General features: G+C 70.0%; 16 protein-coding genes and 1 pseudogene. 13 read left to right on the forward strand and 4 right to left on the reverse strand.

Translation table 11 applies throughout. The features are described from left to right. Positions 1-135 precede the first annotated feature (135 nt). Together ACZ6S0_RS05125 and ACZ6S0_RS05130 are read right to left on the reverse strand one after the other, a co-directional pair. Positions 136-1,533, reverse strand: a complete 1,398-nt coding sequence (locus tag ACZ6S0_RS05125) for an aldehyde dehydrogenase family protein (protein WP_465913413.1) — start codon at positions 1,531-1,533, stop codon at positions 136-138. Continuing rightward, positions 1,527-2,621, reverse strand: a complete 1,095-nt coding sequence (locus tag ACZ6S0_RS05130) for an oxygenase MpaB family protein (RefSeq protein ID WP_465913415.1) — start codon at positions 2,619-2,621, stop codon at positions 1,527-1,529. The genes ACZ6S0_RS05125 and ACZ6S0_RS05130 overlap by 7 nt, the downstream gene beginning before the upstream one ends. Before the next feature lie 115 nt (positions 2,622-2,736). Between ACZ6S0_RS05130 and ACZ6S0_RS05135 the strand changes: the two genes are divergently transcribed. After that, positions 2,737-3,405, forward strand: a complete 669-nt coding sequence (locus tag ACZ6S0_RS05135) for a hypothetical protein (RefSeq protein ID WP_465913417.1) — start codon at positions 2,737-2,739, stop codon at positions 3,403-3,405. 329 nt (positions 3,406-3,734) lie between these two features. Here the strand turns inward: ACZ6S0_RS05135 and ACZ6S0_RS05140 are convergent. After that, positions 3,735-4,207, reverse strand: a pseudogene (locus ACZ6S0_RS05140) (SDR family NAD(P)-dependent oxidoreductase). A gap of 16 nt (positions 4,208-4,223) precedes the next feature. Here ACZ6S0_RS05140 and ACZ6S0_RS05145 point away from each other — a divergent pair. The 12 genes from ACZ6S0_RS05145 to ACZ6S0_RS05200 all read left to right on the forward strand — a co-directional run bounded on the left by ACZ6S0_RS05145 (position 4,224) and on the right by ACZ6S0_RS05200 (position 20,904). Further along, on the forward strand, positions 4,224-4,565 hold the full coding sequence (locus ACZ6S0_RS05145) for a helix-turn-helix domain-containing protein (RefSeq protein WP_465913419.1): 342 nt from the start codon (positions 4,224-4,226) through the stop codon (positions 4,563-4,565). A gap of 780 nt (positions 4,566-5,345) precedes the next feature. Next, positions 5,346-6,422 (forward strand): cytochrome P450 family protein, encoded by a 1,077-nt coding sequence (locus ACZ6S0_RS05150; protein WP_465913421.1) that lies wholly within the window; start codon positions 5,346-5,348, stop codon positions 6,420-6,422. Positions 6,423-6,435: 13 nt separating this feature from the next. Beyond that, a complete protein-coding gene (locus ACZ6S0_RS05155) occupies positions 6,436-7,779 on the forward strand; it encodes a cytochrome P450 (protein ID WP_465913423.1) in 1,344 nt (447 codons plus the stop codon). Beyond that, positions 7,776-8,888, forward strand: coding sequence for a polyprenyl synthetase family protein (locus ACZ6S0_RS05160; protein ID WP_465913425.1), 1,113 nt, complete (start codon positions 7,776-7,778; stop codon positions 8,886-8,888). Before ACZ6S0_RS05155 ends, ACZ6S0_RS05160 begins: the two co-directional genes overlap by 4 nt. A 9-nt stretch (positions 8,889-8,897) precedes the next feature. Beyond that, positions 8,898-9,986 (forward strand): terpene synthase family protein, encoded by a 1,089-nt coding sequence (locus tag ACZ6S0_RS05165; RefSeq protein ID WP_465913427.1) that lies wholly within the window; start codon positions 8,898-8,900, stop codon positions 9,984-9,986. A 4-nt stretch (positions 9,987-9,990) separates the two neighbouring features. Next, entirely contained in the window at positions 9,991-11,319 is a 1,329-nt protein-coding gene (locus ACZ6S0_RS05170; protein ID WP_465913429.1) for a cytochrome P450, read from the forward strand. Continuing rightward, entirely contained in the window at positions 11,316-12,464 is a 1,149-nt protein-coding gene (locus tag ACZ6S0_RS05175) for a hypothetical protein (protein ID WP_465913430.1), read from the forward strand. The genes ACZ6S0_RS05170 and ACZ6S0_RS05175 overlap by 4 nt, the downstream gene beginning before the upstream one ends. Further along, entirely contained in the window at positions 12,461-13,711 is a 1,251-nt protein-coding gene (locus ACZ6S0_RS05180; RefSeq protein ID WP_465913433.1) for a cytochrome P450, read from the forward strand. The genes ACZ6S0_RS05175 and ACZ6S0_RS05180 overlap by 4 nt, the downstream gene beginning before the upstream one ends. Further along, positions 13,708-13,935 (forward strand): ferredoxin, encoded by a 228-nt coding sequence (locus tag ACZ6S0_RS05185; protein ID WP_465913434.1) that lies wholly within the window; start codon positions 13,708-13,710, stop codon positions 13,933-13,935. Before ACZ6S0_RS05180 ends, ACZ6S0_RS05185 begins: the two co-directional genes overlap by 4 nt. A gap of 7 nt (positions 13,936-13,942) precedes the next feature. Beyond that, positions 13,943-19,453 (forward strand): beta-ketoacyl synthase N-terminal-like domain-containing protein, encoded by a 5,511-nt coding sequence (locus ACZ6S0_RS05190; RefSeq protein ID WP_465913436.1) that lies wholly within the window; start codon positions 13,943-13,945, stop codon positions 19,451-19,453. A gap of 39 nt (positions 19,454-19,492) precedes the next feature. Then, the gene (locus ACZ6S0_RS05195) at positions 19,493-20,476 is read left to right on the forward strand and encodes a 4-hydroxy-3-methylbut-2-enyl diphosphate reductase (RefSeq protein WP_465913438.1); all 984 of its coding nucleotides are present in this window, start codon (positions 19,493-19,495) and stop codon (positions 20,474-20,476) included. Further along, the gene (locus ACZ6S0_RS05200) at positions 20,473-20,904 is read left to right on the forward strand and encodes an SRPBCC family protein (protein ID WP_465913440.1); all 432 of its coding nucleotides are present in this window, start codon (positions 20,473-20,475) and stop codon (positions 20,902-20,904) included. The genes ACZ6S0_RS05195 and ACZ6S0_RS05200 overlap by 4 nt, the downstream gene beginning before the upstream one ends. Before the next feature lie 345 nt (positions 20,905-21,249). Here ACZ6S0_RS05200 and ACZ6S0_RS05205 read toward each other — a convergent pair whose 3' ends face one another. Then, on the reverse strand, positions 21,250-22,554 hold the full coding sequence (locus ACZ6S0_RS05205; RefSeq protein WP_465913441.1) for an MFS transporter: 1,305 nt from the start codon (positions 22,552-22,554) through the stop codon (positions 21,250-21,252). Positions 22,555-22,626 lie beyond the last annotated feature (72 nt).

The raw sequence follows: 22,626 nt of genomic DNA on the forward strand, positions 1-22,626 counted from the left end.
GCAGATGTACGGGCGAGCCGGCTTCGCACTCCTCCGCCATCGCATCCTGCTCGGCTAACCGCGGTCCGTCACCACCGAAAGTGGGCCAGAGCCGATCACTGGACAGACCCGGCCAGAGCCACTCCAGGTGTGTGTTCAGGTGCCTTGGCCTGATGTACGGCCTTTTGACTTCCGCAGCATGCGGGCTTTGCGGTGGGTGTAGGGCGGCCGGGCGAGGGTTGTCGGGTCGGGGCCCGCGAGCTTGTGCAGGACGGCGCGTTCGTGGCTGAAGGTGCGGATGCTGTGTTCGCCGTGGTAGGCGCCGAACCCGCTGGGTCCGACGCCGCCGAACGGCAGGGTGTGCACCCCGAGCTGGACCATGACGGCGCCGAAGGCGACGCTGCCGGATGAGGTTCTGGTGAGGAGGTCGTCGCGGATGTGGGGGTGTTCGGTGAAGCCGTAGAGGGCGAGTGGTTTGGGTCGTGCGTTGATGAAGTCGATTGCGGCGTGGTGGTCGGCGACGGTGAGGATCGGCAGGATGGGGCCGAAGATCTCGTCGCGCATGACCGGGGAGCCTGGGTCGACGTCGAGCAGAACGGTGGGGGCGACGTAGCGGGCGTCGATGTCGGCTTTTCCGCCGGTGACGACCGTACCGGAGTCGAGCAGGTCGGCGAGGCGTCGGGTGTGGCGCTGGTTGATGATCCGGCCGTAGTCGGCGGAGGTCTGCGGGTCGGTGCCGTAGTAGCTGGTAGCGGCCTCGGCGACGGCGGCGGCGAGTTTCGGGGCGAGCTGTGGGGTGGTCAGGACGTAGTCAGGGGCGACGCACGTTTGCCCGCAGTTGCTGAACTTGCCCCAGGCGATGCTGCCGGCGGCGCGGTCGAGGGGGAAGGAGTCGTCGATCCAGACCGGGGACTTGCCGCCCAGTTCGAGGGTGACTGGGGTCAGGTGCTTGGCGGCGGCGGCCATGACGATCGAGCCGACGGTGCCGTTGCCGGTGTAGAAGATGTGGTCGAACGGATGCTGGAGCAGTTCGGTGGTCTCGGGCACGCCGCCTTCGACCACGTGGACGGCCTGCGGGTCCAGATATCGGGGAATCAGCTCGGCTATCAGCCGCGAGCAGGCGGGGGCCAGTTCGCTGGGTTTGAGTATGACCGAGTTGCCCGCGGCGAGCGCGCCGGCAAGCGGTACGAGCAGCAGGTGCAGCGGGTAGTTCCACGGGCCGATGATCAGGACGGTGCCCAGCGGCTCGCGGTGGATCGACGCGCGCGCCCGGCCGAGGGACAGCGAGGCGCGGACCCGGCGGTCCTTGGTCCAGCGGCGCAGGTTCTTCGCGGCGAGTCTCGCTTCGGCGGCGACAGCGCTGACCTCGGTGAGGTACGCCTCGACGGGGTTCTTGCCGAGGTCGGCGTGAACGGCGGCTTCGATCCTGGCGGCGGATTCGGTCATCATCCGGGACAGAGCGTCGAGTTGGGCGCGGCGCCAGGCCGGCGACCTGGTCCGGCCGGTCGCGAACACGGCCTTGGCCGAGGCGACGGTGTCGGCGATGGTCACCACGCGCGGTCCTTGCGGGCCTGGGCGTGCAGCTTGCGGGCGCTTTCGATCAGCACGACGGCATCGGGGCCCCACAGCAGGCGCATGTGGCGGCGTTCGAACGGGCGCTGCTGCATGAGCCAGATGACCGGCATCAGCAACGTCTTCGCCACGAACGCGAGCCGGATCTTGGCGCGGCCGGCGCCCATGTTCTGCCGGGTCTTGCCGGACATGGCGACCATGACCGGCAGGTTCCACAGTCGCATCCCGATGATCTTGCGGAGGACTTTGAGCTGAGAGCGGTGGAAGTTCTTCTTCGCGGTCTCCAGGACGGTCTTCTGAAAGCTCTGCCCGGTTTCGGGCATCGTGTCCATCGTCGTGCTGTGGGCGAACAGGTCGCCGTACTTGGCGTACAGCGCGTCGAGTTCGGCCATCGTGCGCGGCATCTCGTCGTCGTAGGGGCCGAACAGCTCGCAGTAGGCGACGGTCTCGGCGATGAACCTGTCACGCACGTCGGCGGGCAGCCGCCGCGGGGGCCTGCCGTCGCGCCACGCGAATGTCTCGTAGATCCACAGGATCGAGTGCATCTCGGTCAGTGCGGCCCACATCGCGTCACGTCCGGAAGCGGCGGCATATCCGCCCAGGCCGGGGTTGCCGGCGTCGATGACGTCAGCGGCGACCTTCTGATGGATGTTGATCAGGTGCTTGGCCACCCGCTTCGCGGTGGCCGTGTCGCCGAACCACATGGGGGCATGGATGCCGGAGTTGCGCTGCGCCCGGTCGAACACGTCGAGCATGGTCAGCGTGCCGTTGCGGGCCTTGCGGGAGATGGGGTCATGGTCCCGCACCCCGGCCGCGATCGGCTTGTAGGTCATCTGCAGCATGCCCTGGCCCGGGGTCTCGAAGTACATCATGACCGGGTGCAGCATGAGCTCCCACGCCACCGAGCCGGGACCGAACAGGCCGTAGTCGATCGACCCGTCTTCCCCGCGTGAGCCGCCCGCCGGGGTGGGCTCACCGAAGCGCCGCCACTTGCCGGCGTTACCCAGCAGCCGCTCCTTGGTGACGATGAGATCGTCGGCCTTGAGCGACCTTTCCACGACTGCGGACATGCGGACCTCCTGCGTCGCATCTCACGATTGTTCCCGCGCGGGAACTTAATTCCCGTGCGGGAACAGTAAGCTGTGGTTCGTCGAGCGTCAACAAGGCCGTTGGGGAGAGGACCGCATGCCGGTGGATCAGGAGCGCAGAGCGCGGGGAAAGTGGGCAGGACTCGACCTGGCGCAGATCATCGACGCCGCCCGCACGCTCGACCCCGACGAACTCAGCATGAAGGCCGTCGCGGACCTGCTCGGCGTGGACCGCAAGGCGGTCAGCCACCACATCAGTGACCGCGAAACCCTGCTCGGCATCGTCGCCGCCGAAGCTGTCATGACCGCCTTCTCCGAGGTCGAGATCGCCGCCCAGGCGACCTGGCAGGACGCCTGCCGCGCCTACGCTCTCGGGCTTGCCGACAGCACGATCGCCGTCGGCAAACTCGCCGACCACGTCCGCCTCAGCAACTCCGTCGTCCTCAAGTTTCTGCGGCCCACCGAAGCCCTGCTGGCCAAACTCACTACGGCGGGCTTCGACGACGAGACCGCCTTGCGGATCCTGGTCATGCTCACCAACCTCTGCCTCAGCCACGCCCGTGACGTCACGTTCGCCGCCCGCATCGGCGAACGACCCAGGCCCGCACACCTACGCAACGTCCTCAACGACCCCGCCGCCCACGGCTTCGACAACCTCGAACGCATCGCTGCCGCCGGCATCGACACCTACGGCCAAGAACAACTCGAACTCGGCATCAAGGTCGTCATCAGCGGCGCTGCGGCGCTGCTCGGCCCATCATCATGACAATTCGCGAACCGGTCCATCGCCGGCCCTCGCCTTGACCGCGTTCGAGCGTTGAGTTTTGGACGGAGGAAACTGATACGGACCTGGCGCTCGGACCCGGCGCTGTGCGCCCGCGTCATCGCGGCGACCGACAAGGTGGAGACCCGCACCGGGTTCGCGCAGTGGCTGGGGAGCAGCGGGAACGTCCCGCAGTAGGGGAGTCGCGCTCGCTGCCCGCCATCGAGGTCTGACCGGCGGGGCGTCGCCCTCCGCTACAGGGACACGGCTGGGTTGACGGCGACGTCAACCGGCGATCGGCGGCGATCACGACCCCGTCGTGCCCGGCGGGATCACCATGCGCCTGCCGCCGACACGCCGCCATCCACCGCGACGGAGGTTCCGGTCATGTACCGGAACTCCGCCGAGGCCGGGCCCAGCACGGCGTCGGCGATCTCCTCGGCCGTCGCCACGCGCTCCAGGCCGTTGACGTTCAGCGGCCCGAAAGCCTGCTTGAACCGCTCCCACTCCCCGTCCGACAGCCCGGCCGGCCGGATGAACGGCGTGTCGATGGTCCCCGGCAGGATGGCGTTGACGCGGATGCCGCGCGTGCCATACGCGAGCGCCGCCGCCTTCACGATGAGGTGCAGATGATCACCCCGCCCTTGGCGGGCAGGTGCGGAACCTCGTACTTGATCGACAGGAACACGCCCCTGGCGTTGGTGTCGTCCCATTGCTCCACGGTCAACTGGTGCGGGTCATTAGCGGTGGCGGACACGCCCGCGTTGTTGAAAGCGATGTCCAGACCGCCGTAGTGCCGGGCCACCTCGTCGACGAACGCCTTGACCTGCGCCGGCCGGGCACGGCCGCTGTTGTGGCTGGTCTACCAGACCTTCACCCGGTTCGGAGGCGCCCCTTGGGCCGGGGCGGCCCACGTGCAGCTACGCCCGACCGGCGGTACCACCACACACCTCCGCTCGCCCGGCGCGGCGGACGCGTTGACGGAGCAGGAGCTGCGTATCGCCCGGCTCGTCGCGGCTGGGCTGGGCAACAGGGAGATCGGCAAGCGTCTGTTCATCAGTCCGAGAAGGGTCGGCTACCACCTGCACAAGATCTTCCCGAAGCTCGGCATCGCGGCCCGGGGCGAGCTACGCGATCTCGGACTCACCGAGCACATCACATGAGGCCCGGCCGACCCGTGGGCCGCCGAGGAGCTTGGAGCGCCTTGCGACGCAGGTCCGGCGGGCGGTGCCGGCGTCGCAGGCCGACTGACGCCACGCTCACCCCTTTTCTGGATGTGCAGGTCAACGAAGGAGGGCTTCTTGAGGTCGGACTGGCGCTGGATCCAGACGTTCGTCTTCGTGCGTACTCCCTTGGCCGTGTACTGGTGCTGACCGCCCGGAGTGCGCGTGTGCGCAAATCTCCCCGTAACCGTACATACGTAACCGCCATCGTCTCAGCTCAAACATCCTGAATTAGATAGGCCGCGCATACCATAGACCTTTGCGCCATGTCCGAAAAGTATTGACATGCGGGGGATCACGGCTAGATCATGGCTCCTGTCACCAAGGGGCCACGTGACATAGCGCAGTCAAGGTACTACTGTCCATCATTCGATAGTTAATCGGCCGACTGGGCGCAATCCCGCTTGAATGGGACGCGGGGTGCAATTGCGTGTAAACCTTTACGATTCGGCCGAAGTCCCGGCACTGTTCTGCTTGTGTACGGCACTGTCGCCCGCTCGCGTCCTGATGCGGTGGCGGCTCGCTATGAGCTCCGAAGGGTTCAACGTGTTGTCATCAACTACCCTCGAAGACTTCATGACCGATCCATACTCCATTTATCGGTCGATGCATTCACAGGCGCCAATCACACCCGTCGGCCCGGCCGACTTCCTCGTGACCGACCCAACGCTGATCCTCGAAATCTTCGAGCAACATGACCGATTCACCAGTGTTCACAACTTGGAGGGCCAGGTCCCGGTCTGCGACGCGGCGCGGGCCATTTTGGACGAGACGCTGTTCTATCGGGGCGCCCTCTTCAACGAGACGCCGCCGGCTCACTCCGCCTTCCGTAAAACGTTCATCAGGCCGTTCACGCCTGCCGTGGTGGAGACGCTGGAGCCGAAGATCCGCGAGTTGGCCGCCGTCATGTGCGGCGACCTGTCCGGCCGCCGTTCGTTCGACGTCATGCAAGAGCTGGCGCTGCCGCTGCCCATCAAGATCATCTCAGACCTGATCGGCATTCCGGACGGCGACCGCCAGCAGGTCAAGGAGTGGAACAACCTTTGGGTGGCGCTGCAGGTGGCGCCGCTGCCGGAGGAGCACCAGGTGGGCGCGGCCATGGCGGTGCGCGCGTACGAGGATTACGTGCGCAAGCTGATCGAGGAGATCGGCGCCGAGCGGCGGCCCAGCCTCATCCTCGACATGGTGGACGCCATCGGCACCCCGGGCGCCGTGCACGACGTGGACGACATCATCGTCGCCATCCGGGTCATGATCGCCGCCGGGCACGAGACCACGTCCGGGCTGATCGGCAACGCCGTCAACAGGCTCGTCGAGACCGGCCGCTGGGCGGAGCTGGGCGCGAGCCCGGCGGCCATCCCCAAGTTCGTCGAGGAGACGCTGGCCATCGACCCCCCGGTGCAGAGCGCCCCGCGCTCGGTCGAGGAGGACACCGAGATCCGCGGCATCACCGTCCCCGCGCGCTCCCGGCTGCACCTGGCGATCGGCGCGTACGCGGTGCTGGGCCTGCGGAACAGCGGCCAGAGCAGTGGCCAGAACGGTGGCCAGAACAGTGGCCAGAACGGTGGCCAGAACGGCGACGCCGACAAGCCCGCCGTGCACAAGCACATCGGGTTCGGACACGGCATCCACCGATGCATGGGCTCCCATCTCGCGCGCATCGAGGCGCGCATCGCGCTGGAGGCGCTGCTGACGGCCATCCCGGCCGTGCCGCACTACGACGAGTCGGCTCCGCCTCTCCGCCTGCCCGGAGGCTTCGTCTTCCGGAGTTTCAGCTCTCTTCCCATCTCCTGGTGAGGACGTCTCCGCCATGGCTGTCAAACCACCGTTGGTTCCGCATGCCAAGCCGCTCATCGGACACATTCTCGACATCTGGCAGGACCCGCTGAAGTTCTTCAGCTCCGCCGCCCAGGTCGCGCCGCTGTCGCGCATCAAGATCGGGTGGAAGGACGCCTGCCTCGTCTCCAACCACGAACTGCTGTACCAGATCCTGGTCCCCGAGGCCAAGAAGTACGACAAGGGCATCCAGTACGAGCGGGCCCGCGCCATGCTCGGCAACGGCGTACTGCTCGCGGAGGGCGACCTCCACCTGCGGCAGCGCCGGCTGATGCAGCCCATGTTCAACAAGCCCTCGGTAAACGACTACATCGACGCCATGCACACCTACAGCACGGCGATGGTGGAGTCGTGGGCGGACCGCGACGTGGTGGAGCTCTACCCCGAGTTCTACCGGCTGGCCACCCGGGTCGTGATCGACACGCTGTTCTCCACCAAGATGAGCGAGAGCGACGTGGAGCTCGTCCGCGCCAAGATGCCCATCGTCATCTCCGGCATCGAGAAGCGCGGTGCCCTGCCGCCGCGGCTGTTCGACACCATCCCGACCCCGGAGAACCGCGCGTTCTACTCCGCCATCTCCGACCTGCGTTCCCTCGGCGATCGGCTGGTCGACGCCCGGCTGGGCATGAAGCGCGAGCGGGACGACCGGGCCGACCTCATGGACGTGCTGACCGAGACCGACGACGAGGTGGCCCGTCGCGACAACGACCGCGCGCAGATCCTCAACGAGTTCCTGACATTCCTCACGGCCGGTTCCGAGACCACGCCGAGCGCCATCGCCTGGTCCTGCTACCTGCTGGGCCGCCACCCGGAGATCCAGGAGGAAGTGCGCGCCGAGATCGCGGGCTTCGACCCGGGCGCCAACACGGTGGCCGCCATCCAGCAGCTCCCGCTGCTGCAGGCCGTGGTCAAGGAGGCGCTGCGCCTCTACCCGCCGGTGTGGGCACTGGGGCGGCGCACCCTGCAGACGGCCACCCTCGGTGGGTACGAGCTGCCTCCCGGCACGCAGGTCTTCTATTCGGTGTACTCGATCCAGCGGGACGAGAACGTCTACGACGAGCCGAACGAGTTCCGGCCACACCGCTGGATCGCCGACGACAAGAAGTACCCGCGTACGGCCTTCCTGCCGTTCGGCGCCGGGGTGCGCAACTGCATCGGCGAGCACTTCGCCTGGATCGAGATCTCCATCGCGATCGTCAACATCCTCAAGCGTTACGAGCTGTCGCTCCAGCCCGGCCAGCAGGTGCCGCCCGCGGCCATGGGCGCTCTGGTGCCCGGCAACCTGCCCATGCGGTTAAAGCGGCTGGTGGCGCAATGAGCCCGACCGAAACGCGACTGGTCGAGCACGTACGGGCGAACGTGGCAGCGCTGATGGACGAGTTCGCCGCGCTCACCGCAGGCTCGCGGTCCACCGGCACGGGGGTGGCGGCCTTCACCCAGCGGCTGGCCGACTACGTCGCCCGGTTCGGCAGCATGCGGCGCACCCGCGTGGCGGCGCACGCCCTCGAGGGCTACCGGCGTACCGACGAGGCCACTGTCGCCATGCTCGGCCACGCCTGCGCCGCGCTGGAGCTGTTCCACGCGGCCGCGCTGATCCACGACGACATCATCGACGAGAGCCCCACCCGGCGGAACCACCCGGCCTTCCACCTCGGCTGGGTTGGCGCGGACCTGGTCGGTGGCGCCGACGGGCGGGTGGCGGCGCCGATCTCCGCGCTGATTCCCTCGGCCCGGCTCGGTATCGCGGCCGGGCTGCTGGGCGGCGACGCGCTGCTCGTGCTGACCGCCCGCGCCATCGACCGCATCCCCTCGCCGGCCCGCGACCGCGTGGGCGGGTTCTTCCAGGAAGTGCAGCTACGCACCGTGGTCGGCGAGTTCCAGGACTCCGTGCTGGAGTACCAGGGGGTGCACGCCACTCACACGGCCATCACCGACATGTCGGTGAACAAGACCGCCTGGTACACCGTGATCGCGCCCATGGTCCTGGCCGCCCACTGCGCCGAAGTCGACACGGACCCACTGCTCATCGACGCGGGCTCGGCGTTCGGGGAGGCGTTCCAACTGCTCGACGATCTGATCGAGGTGTACGGCGAGCCCGCGGTGACCGGCAAGAACCCGCTGGACGACCTGAGGGCGGGAAAGGCGACCCTGCTGCACCACCTCGTCGCCACGAGCTGCACGCCCGCGGAGCGGGCGGCACTCGCCCAGGTGTACGACCGCGGCGACGGCACCGAGCACGATCTCGAAGAGTACCGCCGGTTGATCGACGCCAACGCCGCGCACGTGACCGGCCACCTGCGCGGCCTCATGGACCGGGCCCGGTCGCTGCTTCGCGAGGCCGGATTCCGCGAGCAGACGGTGGATCGCATCGAACGCGAGTTGAGCCCTCACTTCCAGATCCCAGTCCCCCTGCATGAGAGCGCCTAGCACATGGCAGTGAACTTCACCCTTCCCCTCGCAGGCACCCATGTGCTGCTGCCTCAGTACGAGCACTGCGTACCCGCGCTGGAACGCCCCGACAACGACCAGGTCGTCACCGACAGCCAGGAATGGTGCCGGCAGGGACTGTCCGACCTGTTACCGCCCGCGGACCTGGACACGCTGCTGGCCGAGCGCGCCTCGCTCTGGACCGCCCTGGTCCTGCCCACCGCGCCCTACGAGTTCCTCGTCGCCGCGGCGCAGTACACCGAATACCTGTCGATCCTGGACAACGCGCTGGTGGACAAGGACCGGCTGGGCAGCGACCCGCTGTACGCGGCGGAGCTGAAGGCGGCCATCGACGTGCTGTTCGACGGCAAGCAGGTGGACACTCCGGTCAACGAAGAGCTGACCGTCTGGTTCAAACCGCTGAGCGACTGCCTGTCCACGCTGCGCGGCCACCTGACCCCCCAAACCTGGGACCGCCTCCATGACGAGGTCGAGCGCTTCCTGATCGGCTGCGTCGAAGAGGTCAACTACCGCAACTCCGACGCCGTCTACCCCTTTGCCGCCTACCTGCGAATGCGCCGCAACAGCGTCGGCATGGGCATGTACTTCGCGCTGGGGGAGGCGCTGGCGCCACCGTTCGAGTCGGAGACGGTGGACGGGTCGGCCTACCGCGAACGGCTGCTGACGTACGCCCTCGATCACATCGCGCTGAGTAACGACCTGTTCTCGTTCCGCACCGAGGCCGACGCCGACGACGCGGTCAACGCCGTGGCCACGCTGATCCTCAGCGAGGAACTCTCGGTCCAGGAGGCGTTCGACCGGGTGGGGCTCGAAGTGCAGCGCACCGAGACGGCGTTCCGGCGCACGCTGCGCGAGACCGTCGCGGCGCTGGGACCGGACCATGCGGTGAGCGTGTACGGCGGCAAGGTGTGGCACATGATGTGCGGCAACGTGGACTGGTCCTTCCGCACCACGCGATACAACGGAGAAAGGCATCAGTGGGATGGCCGGTATCCTCAGGTCGTTCAGTTCGAGGAAGGCAGCACCCTCTTCACCGACAAGAACTACGCCTCCCTCATCGCGGAGGGCCTGGTCTGACCACATGGCCGGATACACCACCCGCGTGCACCACGACGTCGGCCTGGTGCGGCAGATCGTGCGGCTGGCCCGCGACCCGCTGGGCTACGTGACCGAGCTGAACTCCTCGGCCGACCTCCACGTGTTCACCGCGCTCGGCCGGAGCTTCGTCTACCTCGCCGAACCGCTGCTCATCAACGACATGCTCGTGGACCGGCGCGGCGACTTCGAGAAGGGCATCTTCTACGACCGGGTGCGGCGGCTGGCGGGCAACGGCGTCGTGCTGGCCAACGGCGCGGAACACCGCAGGCAGCGCGACTACCTGGACCGCTTCTTCAAGCGCGAGCACGTGGTGGGGCTGTCCGAGCTGATGACCGCGGTGGCGCGGGAGGAACTGGTCCGCTGGGACACCACGCTCGACATCGACGCGGCCCTGCACCGGATGACGTTCAAGATTCTCGCCGCCACGATGTTCGGCACCGACATCGACCACGAGAAGTTCGACCACATCCACGAATGGCTCGCGCTGACGCTCGAAGCGATCATGTTCCGTACCGTCGTGCCGTCGTGGTACCTGCGGGTTCCCACCAAGCGGAACCGCCTGCACGACAGCGCGATGGACCGGCTGCGCGCGGCTATCGTCTCGGCGATGGACGCCCCGGACACGGGCGGCTCCGACCGCCTCGACCTCATCTCGGTCATGCGCACGGTCCGCCACGAGGACGGATCGCCGCTGACGCCGACCGAGATGGCCGACCAGATCGTCGCGGTCACCATGGCCGGGGCGGAGACCGCGGCCACCGCGCTGTCCTGGCTCAGCACGGAGCTCGCCCGCGACCAGGCCCTGCAGGACGCGCTGCGTGCCGAGGTGTCGGACGTGCGCGCCCGCGGCGTCCCCTACGGCCCCGATCTGTCGGAGACGCCGCTGCTCAAACGCACGCTGTCGGAGGTGCTGCGCTGCCGCCAGCCCATCCTGGTCATCTCCCGGCGCACGGCCCGCGACACCGAACTGTCCGGTGTCCCGCTGCCCGCCGGAACCGAGGTGATGTACAGCCCGTGGGCCATGCACCGGGACCGGACCTGGTTCCCGGCCGGGGCGGACTTCGAGCCGGAGACCTTCGGCGCCGGCGGATGCCCGGTCGCGAAGGGCTCGTACACACCCTTCGGCCTCGGCCCCCGGCACTGCGTCGGCGAGCAGTACGCCTGGCAGATGATGTGGATCGTCGTCGCGGAGATGTTGCTGGCGGTGCGGATCGAGTCGGCTGCCGCGCAGCACCCGCACGGACGCCCCCTGGCCACCATCATCCCGGGGAGCGTGCGCGCCAGGGTCGAGCGGGTGGGAGAACCGTCATGACGCGGCTGCTGGAGCCGAGCGAGGTCTTCCACGCCTTCCTCGACTGGCAGACCGGGTTCGAGGTGGAGACGCGGGCGTCGCTGACACCCGCCGCGGCGGCGGCCGGGCTGGCCCGCATGTACGCCGCCTTCCCCCGCCTCGCGGCCCGGCTCGCTCGTACGCCGGAGGGCTTCGTCTTCGAACCCGTTCCGGTCCCGGCGATCGAGACGACCACGTACGGCGCCCGCGCGCACGCCGCGCTGTCGGCGTTCACCGTGGACACCGCCCGCCCCGGCACCGTCGTGGTCACCGGACGGCTGCACCACGCGCTCTGCGACGTCACCGGCATCCTGTCGATGGCGGACCACCTGTTCGGCCTGCTCGGCGTCCGCGCCGACGCGGCCTCGATCCCGCCGCGGGCCGCGCGCGAGTGGCCGATCGCCGCGGAAACCGTGCTCGGCGGGCCGCAGCCGGCCGACGGCATCCGCGAGACCCGCCTCTTCTACGCCCAGGCCCCGTCCGCGCCGCTGAAGCCCGCGCAGCCGGCCACCCTGCACCTTCCCCCGGAGCAGGTGCAGGCCATCGACGACGTGTGCGCCGCCCGGTCGACCTCGCTCACCGGGGTGATCGCCTCCGCCGTCGCGCCGCTCGTGGCCGGGGACGGAGACACAGTGGTGGTCGGCGTCCCGGTGGACTGCCGCGTGTTCATCGGTCCCGAGCGGGCGGAGGCGAGTCCGCCGCGCGCCGTCGGCAACTGCAGCCACGGCGCTCTCGTGCCGGTGCCGCGGGCCCACGGCGATGTGCTGGCGACGGCGCGGGCCTTCGACGCCGACCTTCTGGACCAGTTGGAGGCGGAGACCCCCGCGGCGCCGTTCCGCGACGGCCGCAGGTATCTGCCGGAGCACAACGCGCCCGCCGGCCTCGTGGTGTCGAACGCGCGCGGCGCCGCCCGCAGGTTCCCGCGTCTGGCCGACGCGCCGCGAATGATCGTACTGCCGGAGTCCTCGATCCCGGCCCTGCCGATGATCGCCGTGAACGAGAGCCCGGCGACGCAGGCCGTCACCATCACCCTCATCGCGGACCCGGCGGACCACACTCCTCTCGAAGCCCGCCGGCTCATCGACGCGCTGGCGCGCACCCTCAATGACATCGTGGAGCGGCAATGACCGAAGTATCCGACAGCCTCACGGGGTCCGCGGACGCCCTGCCCACCATTCCGCGCGGCCGTACCTCGGTTTTCGAGCTGCCGAGCGGGCTCTCGGACCTGGCCGCCGCCGGTCCGATCCACCGGCTGCGCTACGCCGACGGCCACATCGGCTGGATCGTCACCGACTTCCAGCTATGCCGCAAGGTGCTGACCATGCCGGAGTTCAGCTCCCGCCCGGACCTGCGGCATTCGGCCATCCACGAGGCCATCGGCGACGGCCAGCCGCCGGAGGAGCGGCCTGGCATGTTCGTCGGCATGGACCCGCCGGAGCACACCCACTACCGGCGCATCGTGGCCGCGGCCCTGAAACTGGGCGAGATGCGGCAGCTCCAGGCGAACATCACCGAACGGGCGAACGCGCTGTTCGACGCCGACCCCGACGGCGATGCCGATGCCGATGCCGATGGCGACGACCGGGTCGATCTGGTCTCCGCCGTCGCCTCGCCGCTGCCCGCCCTGGTGATCACCCAGCTCCTGGGCGTCGAGGAGGAGGTCAGCCACACCCTCGCCAGTTGCCTGGAGCGGATGTTGTCGCTGGACTCCACCGCCGACCAGGTGCGGGAGATGTTCGCCATCATCTTCAGCGAACTGGGCGAGGTGGTGACGCGGCGCCAGCAGGACGGCGCCCCGGGCTTCATCCAGAACATGATCGAAGACGGGCAACTGTCGCACGCCGAGATCACCAGCATCGCCTTCCAGCTCTACACGGCCGGTCATGAGACCACCACGAACATGATCGCGCTGAGCTACCTGTACCTTCTGGCGAACCCTGAGGCGGCCGCGACGCTCAAGGGCGACGAGCGCGCGATCGCCGACGCCATGGAGGAGTTCCTGCGGTTCTTCTCGATCATCCAGTACGGCATCTCCCGCGGCGCGCTGGAAGAGGTCGAGCTGGGCGGGGTGACGATCCGGCCGGGGGAGACGATCACGATCTCCCTGCCCGCGGCCAACTTCGACGACGGCCGCTTCCCGGACCCCCACCGGCTCGACATCGGCCGCAGTGACCGCGGGCACCTGGCCTTCGGCTTCGGCGTGCACCAGTGCGTGGCGCAGCAGCTCGCCCGGGTCGAGCTGACCGTGGCGCTGCGGGTCTTCCTGGAGCGGTACGGCGACTTCGCGCTCGACTCGTACGAGATGAAGTCGGACACCATCGTGCACGGCCTGACCCGGCTCCTGGTGCGGCAGTCCGGCACGCGACAGCCATGATCAGGGCTGACCGGCACCGCTGCTGCGGCTCCGGCATGTGCGTGCTGATCTGTCCGGAGGTGTTCGACCAGGACGACAGCGGGCTCGTCGTCATCGACGCCGATGCCGTCCGCACCGCCGACCCCGCGCTGCTGCGGCATGCCGTCAACTGCTGCCCCGGGCAGGCTCTGTCCGAGGTCGACCAGGCAGGGGCCGAGAAATCCGCTGCCAACGAACGAAAGTGACTGGTCCATGGACCGACGTATCGCCATAGTCGGCATCGGCGCGCGGCTGCCCGGCGGGCGCGGGCCCGCCGAGGTGTGGCGCATGCTCCAGCGGCGCGAGTCCGAGATCGGCGCCGCCCCCGCAAGCCGCCTGCGTCACCTCACCGAGCACGACGTCGGCGACCCCTTGTTCGACACGGTGTGCAGGACCGGGGGGTTCGCGGACGGCTGGGACGAGTTCGACCACCCGGCGTTCGGCATCTCGGCCCGCGAGGCCGAGGTGATGGACCCGCAGCAGCGGATCCTGGTGGAGACCGTGTTCGAGGCCATCGGCGACGCCGGGTTCACCCTCGACTACCTGCAGCGCCGCAGCACCGGCGTGGTGAGCGGCTGCATCACCCGCGACCACTGGCTCGTCGCGCGCCGGGACTCGGGGCTGGACGCCATCAGCAACGTCGGCAACACCGGCAGCGGCCTGTCCGGCCGGTTGTCGCACGTCTTCGGCCTGACCGGACCGTCCGTCACCCTCGACACCGCCTGCTCGTCGGGGCTGGCGGCGGTCGCCACCGCGATCGACAACCTCCTGGTCGGCAACTGCTCGATCGCCATCGCCGCCGCCACCAACCTGGTGCTCGACCCGTACGAGACGCTGTCGTTCTACCGGTCGAACATGCTGGCCGCCGACGGACACTGCAAATTCGGCACCACCCGCGCCGACGGATTCGTCCGCAGCGACGGCTTCGCCGCCGTCGTGCTGCGGCCGCTGGCACACGCCCTGGCCGAACGGGACCGCATCTACGCGGTGATCGAGGGCGTCGCGGTCGGCAACGACGGCGGGCGCAGCGGATCGTTGCCCACCCCGTCGGCGGACGGCCAGACCGACGTCATCCGCCGCGCCCTCACGCTGGCCGGACGCGCCCCGGAGGACGTCGACTACGTGGAGGCGCACGGCACCGGCACCACGGTCGGCGACGCCACCGAGATCGACGCCCTCACGATGGTCTTCGGCGAGCGGGATCGGCCGCTGCCGATCGGGTCGGTCAAGACGCGGATCGGCCACTGCGAGGCCACCTCCGGGCTGGCCGGGCTGGTGGTCGCCGCCCTGAGCATCCACCACGCGACGGTGCCGCCGATGCTGGCGCACGGCGACCTGCGGGAGGACCTGGCGCATCGCGAGCGGGGCCTGTACGCGAACGTGGGCGACGGGCTGCCGCTGCCCGGGGACGCGGTGATCGGGGTCAGCTCATTCGGCATCACGGGAACCAACGCGCACGCCGTCCTCGCGTCACCGCCCGCACCGGTGGAGCCGGAGACGGAGACAGGGCCGCAGGCGCTCCCTTCGCTGCCGCGGCTCAGCTCGCCCGCTGTCACACTCCCGGCGGCACCCGCCGCCGACCCCGGGTGCCTCAGCGCGGCGCTGGCCTACCGCGTCAACCACACCGCGGCACATCGGCAGACCTGTCCGGACGCCCCGGTGACCGCCCCCGGCACGGGCCTCATCGCCGGGCTCTGGCGGGACGCGCCGAAGGTGGTCTTCGCGTTCGGCGGATTCGGCGCGCACTGGCTCGACCCCGGTACGGCCGGCGACACGACTCTGCGCGACCACCTCCACATCACCTACGCGGCGGTGCGGGACCACCTGGCCGAGCACGAGCGACCCCTGCTCGACGGCGGCGCCGACATCCCGGCCGCGCTGCAGCCGTACGCCACCTGGGCCTCGCAGCTCGCCATCGCGTTCACCCTGCGGGACTACGGGGTGCGGCCCGACGCGGTGCTGGGGCACAGCTTCGGCGACATAGCGGCCGCCTGCACGGCGGGCGCGCTCGACCTGGAGACGGCGGCCCGGCTGCTGGTCGCCCGTACGGAGGCGGTGCGGCGACACTCGGACAACACTCGCATGATCGTGATCACGGGGGAGGACGTCGCCCGCGACCGCGCCTGGATCCCGGCCTCGGCGGACGTGGCCGTGGTCAACAGCCCGAGCTGCGTGGTGCTGGCCAGCCCCGCCGACGCCCTCGACGACCTCACCGAACGGGCCGCCGCGCACGGGCACGACGCCCGCGCCCTGGAGGTCGTGTTCGGCTCGCACAGCCGGTTCGTCGAGCCGGCGCTGCCGGCCTTCGCCTCAGCCGTGGAGGCCCTCGGCCACGACAGGACCGCCGCCATCCCGTTCTACTCCTCGACCTCCACCGCCGCCGCCACCGCGAAGACCGCCGTGCCGGCGCGACACTGGCTCGACAACCTGCGCAACCCGGTGGATCTTCCGCCGGTGGCGGCGAGGCTGGCCGACGACGGCCACCAGATCATCCTCGACGTCGGGCCGCGGGCGGTGCTGGCCGGTCACCTGCACGCCTCGTTCGGCGGAACCGTCCTGACCACCGACGCGCTCGAGGGCGACGACTTCGTCCGCGCCACCATCGGCGCGCTCTTCACCGCGAACGTCCCGCTGCGCCCGCACCGGTTACCGCGGTGGACCTCCGCGCTCGCCGCCGCACTGACGTGGAAGCGCACCCCACGCTCGGTGAGCCCCCTGCGTCCGGCCGAGAGCGCGGTCCAGGCCCGGGGCCTGGGTTCGGGTTCGGGCTCGGGCTCGGGCTCGGGTTCGGGCGAGTCGGTGACCTACCAACTGCGTGGGCCGCAGGTCCGGCTGCTGGCCGGGCACCGGGTACGCGGCGAGGCGGTGGCGCCGGGCACGCTGACACTCAGCTACCTCGTACGCTCGCTGCGGACCGACGGCGAGCCGCTGCGCATCGACACGGTGCGGTTCGTGGAGCCGATCGTCATCGACGACACCACCGACCAGCTCACGCTCACCGTCTCGCGGGACGGCTCCCAGGTGGAGGTGCACTTCACCACGGACCCCGCCGCCACGCCCACCCTGTGCTGCACCGCGACCGTGGCACCGGCCCGCCCCGCCGCCGAGACGGCCGCCGCCGAGCTGCCGCTGAACCTGACCCCGCTGTCGGTGAACGCCTTCTACCAGGGGTTCGCCGCAGCGGGCAACGTGTGGGAAGGGCCGTTCCGGTCCATCTCCGAGCTGTGGGCGTCCACGACGCACGCGTACGCCACGGCCGAGCTCGGCACGCCGACCGGAGTCGGCGGGGAGATCGACCCGGCGCTGTTCGACGCGGCGCTGCACGGGCTCGCGGCGGTGCACTTCGGGCTGGCCGACGGCGCGGAGGCCACCTGTCCCTTCTACTTCGAGGGGGTGGACCGCATGACGTTCCACCGGCACCGGCTGCACGGGCGCACGCGTTCGGTCATCGCACCGAGCGCGGACGGAACCGGGTTCGACGTCGCCATCCTGGACGCCGAGGATCGGCTCGCCGTGCGCTGCGAGGGGGTTCGCATCCGCACGATGAAGAGCAGGCCCGCCATCCCGGCCCTGTACCGGATCTGGGTGCCCTACACCGGCTCGTCCGGCCGCGCCGAGCAGCGCCTGGTGAATCTGTTCGACGCGCCGCTCCGGACTGCGGCCCCCGGCGTCGTCGCCGACGTGGTCGCCCGCACCGGACCCGGCCGCGAACTGCTCATCGACGCGCGCACCCCCGCCGCCCCCGCACAGGTGGAGCTGACCGGCTACCTCGCAGGACTTGGACAGGTCCTGACCCGCCTGGCCCACGCCGCCACCGAGGCAGGCGTGCCGCTCGGCGTGATCGTGACCGATCCCGAGCAGCCGCCCGCCGACGAGTTGGGCGGAGCGGTCAGCGGGTTCCTGTTCGCGCTGGCCGGGGCGCTGCCGTACGAGTTCCCCGGCCTGGCCGCCGCGGTGGTGTGCGCGCCCGCCGGGGACCCCCTGGGTGATCTGCCGTCGATCCGGGAGCTGGCCGCGAAGGGCGAGCATCGCCTGCGCCGCGACGGCGGTGGCGGCCTGTCGGTGGCTCGCCTGACAGACCAGCCGCCACGATCCCGCCCCCGGCATCCCGCCGGGCGGCGCCACCTCGACCGCTGGACCGCCGGGATCCGGCCGCACGAAGGACGAGCCTGCGACGTCGAGCTGGTCTGGTCCGATCCGCGGCACGGCCCGCGCGCCGTCGGCATCCGGCCCCTGCCCCAGGGGTACCGGCAGGCGCGGCGGTTGCCGGACGTGCTCTGGGCGGTGCACGCCGCCCAGCGGATCGCCGCGGTGGCTCGGCCGGGCAGGGACGACGAACTCGTCATCTCGGGCGACCCCCACCGCGCCGCCTTGCTGCGCGCCGCCCTCGCCACCGACCCCGGCGCGCTCGGCGGCCCGGGGAGGCGCATCGGGATCGCGCTGGACGAACCCCTCATCGGCACCGCCACCGACCTGCTGATCACGGCGGCCCCCTCCCGGGACGCCGAGGCCGGAGCGGCGGAACTCAACCTGCGCGACCTGGCGCCCACGGGCGCCTGGCCGAGGTCGGTCGCCTACCGGAGCGCTTTCGCGGACACCGAGATCGCGCTGCTCGATCTCGGCGGTGCCGACGACGACGCGTCGTATCCCGACCGGGAGACCACGTTCCGGCGCCGGCGTGCGGCGCTGATCGTCGGGGGCAACGGCGGTCTCGGCTCGGCCCTCGCCGCAGATCTCCGCGCCCGCTCGTTCACCGACATCATCCTGGTCGGAACCCGGGACGACCCCCGCAGCGGGACCGGCTATCTCCGCTGCGACATCAGCGACCCCGCCGCGGTCGCCCTGCTCACGGAGCAACTGGCCCGGATCGAGGCCGACGAGGTGTTCATCTTCCACCTGGCCGGCCGCCTGTCGGCCGGACCGCTCGCCGAGCTGGACCCCGCCGACTGGCACCGTGTCCTGGCCCCCAAGACGGACGGGACCCGCCACCTGGCCGAAGTGGCCCGCAGGACCGGCGCGCACATGCTGGTCGCGTACTCGTCGGCGTCGGCCGTGCTGCCGTCACCGCAGTTCGCCCACTACGCCGCCGCCAACGCGGCCATGGAGGGCATCCTCGCCGCGGCGGGCGACGTACGCGTGCGGGGCGTGCGGTGGGGCTTCTGGGGCGGGGCGGGCATGCTGCGCGACCTCGACCCCACCCGCTCGTTCACCCCGGCCGGCGTGGGGGAGATCGGCGCGGACGACGGTCATGCCTTCCTCTGGAACGTCCTCACCACACCGGACACCGGCTTCCCGGTCTGCTACCCGGCTGACTGGGCGGAGTTCGGCGGACGGTACGAGACGTTGCGACGCGACGCCCTGCTGAGCCTGCTGCGCCCGGCCGGCGTCCGGGAGCTCCCACGGGACCCGGCCGAGGCGGCGGATCAGGACCTGACCGGTCGGACGGACGGCGACGAGGCGAACCGCGTGGAGTCGCTCATCATGGAGACACTCAAGATCTCCGAGGTGTCCGTGGTGCGCGGCGCGGATCGGCTACGCGACCTCGGCCTGGATTCGCTGCTCGCCGTGGAGCTGCGTACGAAGATCAAATCGGCGCTGGGCAACACCGTCCCCATCCGCACCCTGCTGGGCCCGACCACCCCAGCTCAACTGCACGTCCTCCTGACCAAGACCACCGACATCGAGACCGAGACCGACACCGACACCGACACCCGCTCCGCGTGAGCGCGCCAGTCGGCACCGCCGAGCGAATGGGATAACGCCTTGCCGAACCGCACAGCGCCGAACCCACCCGTGCGCACCGTCCTGCTGGCCGAGCCGCGCGGCTTCTGCGCGGGCGTCCGGCGCGCCATCGCGATCGTCGAACAGGCACTGGAGCGGTACGGGCCGCCGGTGTATGTCCGCAAGGAGATCGTGCACAACCACCATGTCGTCGCCGACCTACGCTCCCGCGGAGCCGTCTTCGTCGATTCGGAGGACGAGGTGCCGGAGGGCGGGCTGTGCGTCTTCTCGGCACACGGGGTGGCGCCCGCGGTGCGTGACAACGCCGCGCGCCGGAACCTCGACGTCATCGACGCCACCTGCCCGCTGGTCGCCAAAGTGCACCAGGAGGCGCGCCGCTTCGCCCGGGACGGCCGTACCCTTCTCCTGGTCGGGCACGGCAGCCACGAGGAGGTGGAGGGCACCTACGGCGAGGCGCCCGACCGTACCGTGATCGTCGAGACCGTCCAAGACGCGCGGAGCATAGAGATCGACGCCGCCACCCCGACCGCGCTGCTCACCCAGACCACGTTGTCGCTGGACGAGACCCAGGAGATCACGGACGCGCTCCGCGACCGCTTCCCCGACCTGGCCCTCCCGCCCACCAGCGACATCTGCTACGCCAGTGAGAACAGGCAGCAGGCGGTCAAGGCCATCGCCCGCCGCGCCGACCTGGTGCTCGTGGTGGGGTCGGTCAACTCCAGCAACTCCATTCGCATGGTCGAGGTGGCCCAGGCCGCCGGTGCACGCGCCCATCTGGTGCCCGACGCGGACCACCTCACCGCCGCCTGGCTCGACGGCGTCACCACGGTCGGGGTCAGCGCCGGTGCCAGCGCCCCGGAGAATCTCGTGGACGACCTGCTCGCGGTCCTCGCCGCGCACGGCTTCGCCGACATCCGGGTCGAGCGGGCCGCGACGGAGAACGTCGAATTCACGCTGCCCGCCCGGCTCAACGCACGGGCGGCCGAGGGTGAAGGAGCAGGATGACCCGGATCGAGACCGAGATCGCCATCCCTGTCGCGCGTGCACGGGTATGGGAGGTGCTCACGGATTTCGCCGCGTACCCACAGTGGAGCCCGACGATCCTCCACATCTCCGGCGACCTGGACGTCGGATCCCGGCTCACCGTCCGCATCCTCGGCCCCGGAGGCCGGGCCGTGACGTTCCGGCCGAAGCTGGTGGCGTTGGAGCCGGGCCGGCTGTTGCGATGGGACGCGGTGCTCCTGCGCCCGAATGTGCTCAGCGGGCTGCACCAGTTCTGGCTCGACGACGACGGCGTCGCCGGCACCCGACTGGTGCACTCCGACACCTACAGCGGGGTGTTGGCCGCGCCCCTGCGACCCCTGCTGGTCGCCAACGAGCCACTCATGCGACGGCAGAACACGGCGATCCGAGGCCGGACATTGGACGGGTAGCGGATTCGGCTGGGATGGCCAGATGACGGGCGATCGGCGTATCGGAGAAGCCGAACGGCCCGGCGGCGGCGGGGATCAACTTCACCAGGCCCTTCGAGGTCACCGAGGAGCCGCTGCCCCGGAACCATGAGTTGCCCGGCCAGTACACCTGATACCTGAACGCCCCGATGGACGGCGGGGCGTCGGTGAATCGGCACAGAGGTGCATCCGGCCGGTGACGGTCGCGGCGGCGGGCTCCGTTCCGGAGGAGAAGGGGAGAGCCGAGCACCCGGCATGACTACGGGGCCTGCCCCGCTGACGATCTTCGTTAATCGAACGCATATTCGCACAACGCGGGATTGTCATCTAGGCGGAGGCGTGCAGGGCCTTGTCGTCGGTCGAAGTGTCGCCTCCGGTCGCGGAGGCTTCTCCAGTGAAGTGGCGCAACTCTGGGCTGAGCGCGGCTACGGCGGCGGTCAGGCCGAGCAGTCCGCCGAGCACGATGAGCGACGCCGCGCCGCCCAGTGCCGCAGCCAGTGCCCCGCCGAGGACTGGCCCGAGGGGCTTGAGCGCCATCCCGCCCATGCTCAAGACCGCGCCCATCCGGCCGAGCATCGCCTCCGGCACCATTCGTGCGACCACCACGTTCATCACCACGTTCAGTGAGGGCGTCGACAAGGTGACGAACACCAACGGGATCATCGGCCACCACGCCCCCCAGGGCAGTGCCGTGGCCGCCAGTGCGGCACCGAAGACCGTCACGACGGCCAGAAGCAGTCTGCTGGGAGGCAGGAGCTTGCTGATGCGACCTGACAGCAGCGCACCGGTCAGTCCGCCGATACCGAGGCCGGCCAGGACCGTGCCGGTGATGCGCGCATCACCGCCGCGTTCGCCGACCAGCATGATCAGCGGGATGAGGAACGCTCCGCCCAGCAGGTTGAGGATCATTACCGCTGCGGTGACCTCCCGCAGGCCAGGTTGGTGCCACAGCCAGGCGATGGCCTCGGCTGCTTCCCGGCGCATGTTATGCCGGACCGGCCGCTGCTCCTGGCCATCATCGCGTGCAGAGGTTCGCGGCTCGTCGGCCGGGCGGCGCGGCACCTTCGCAAAAGCATAGAAAAGCGTGGCGGCAAGGAAGGTGATGGTGTCGACGACGAAAGGTAATCCCCGCGCCAGGCTGTACAGCAGGCCGCCGAGCGGAGGGCCGATCAGCCCGGCCGCGTGGGTACGGGCCTCCTCCTGCGCGTAGGCGCTGTGCAGTTGGCCCGAAGGGACGATGCCGCGGATCGACGTGTCTTGGACGGGGCCGATGAACGCGGCGCACAGCCCGTCCAGCACTGCCAGTGTGACGATCTGCCAGACCTGTACATGACCGGTGATGATGAGCGCTGTCAGCAGCGCGGAGACAACCGCCTGGAGACCCTGAGCAGTGATGAGCGTGCGGCGGCGATCCCACCGGTCCACCCAGACGCCGGCCGGCATCTGGACCGCGAGGAAGGCGACGGTGCGGGCTCCGGCGACGATGCCCGCCAACCCGGGCGAGCCGGTGAGCGCCAGCACCAGCAGCGGCATGGCGAGCCTGGTCAGCTCCGACCCCAACTGGGAGACCGCGCTGCCGACCCACAGCAGTTGAAACCGCACATTCTTCCGCAGCGGGACGATGTCGGTCACGAGGCGTATTCCTTGGGCCGGTTCCGTTTCGGACAGATCGGGCGGGACCCGGAGAAGATACCTGTCGGGGAT

It is taken from the genome of Nonomuraea sp. NPDC051298 (assembly GCF_055586305.1).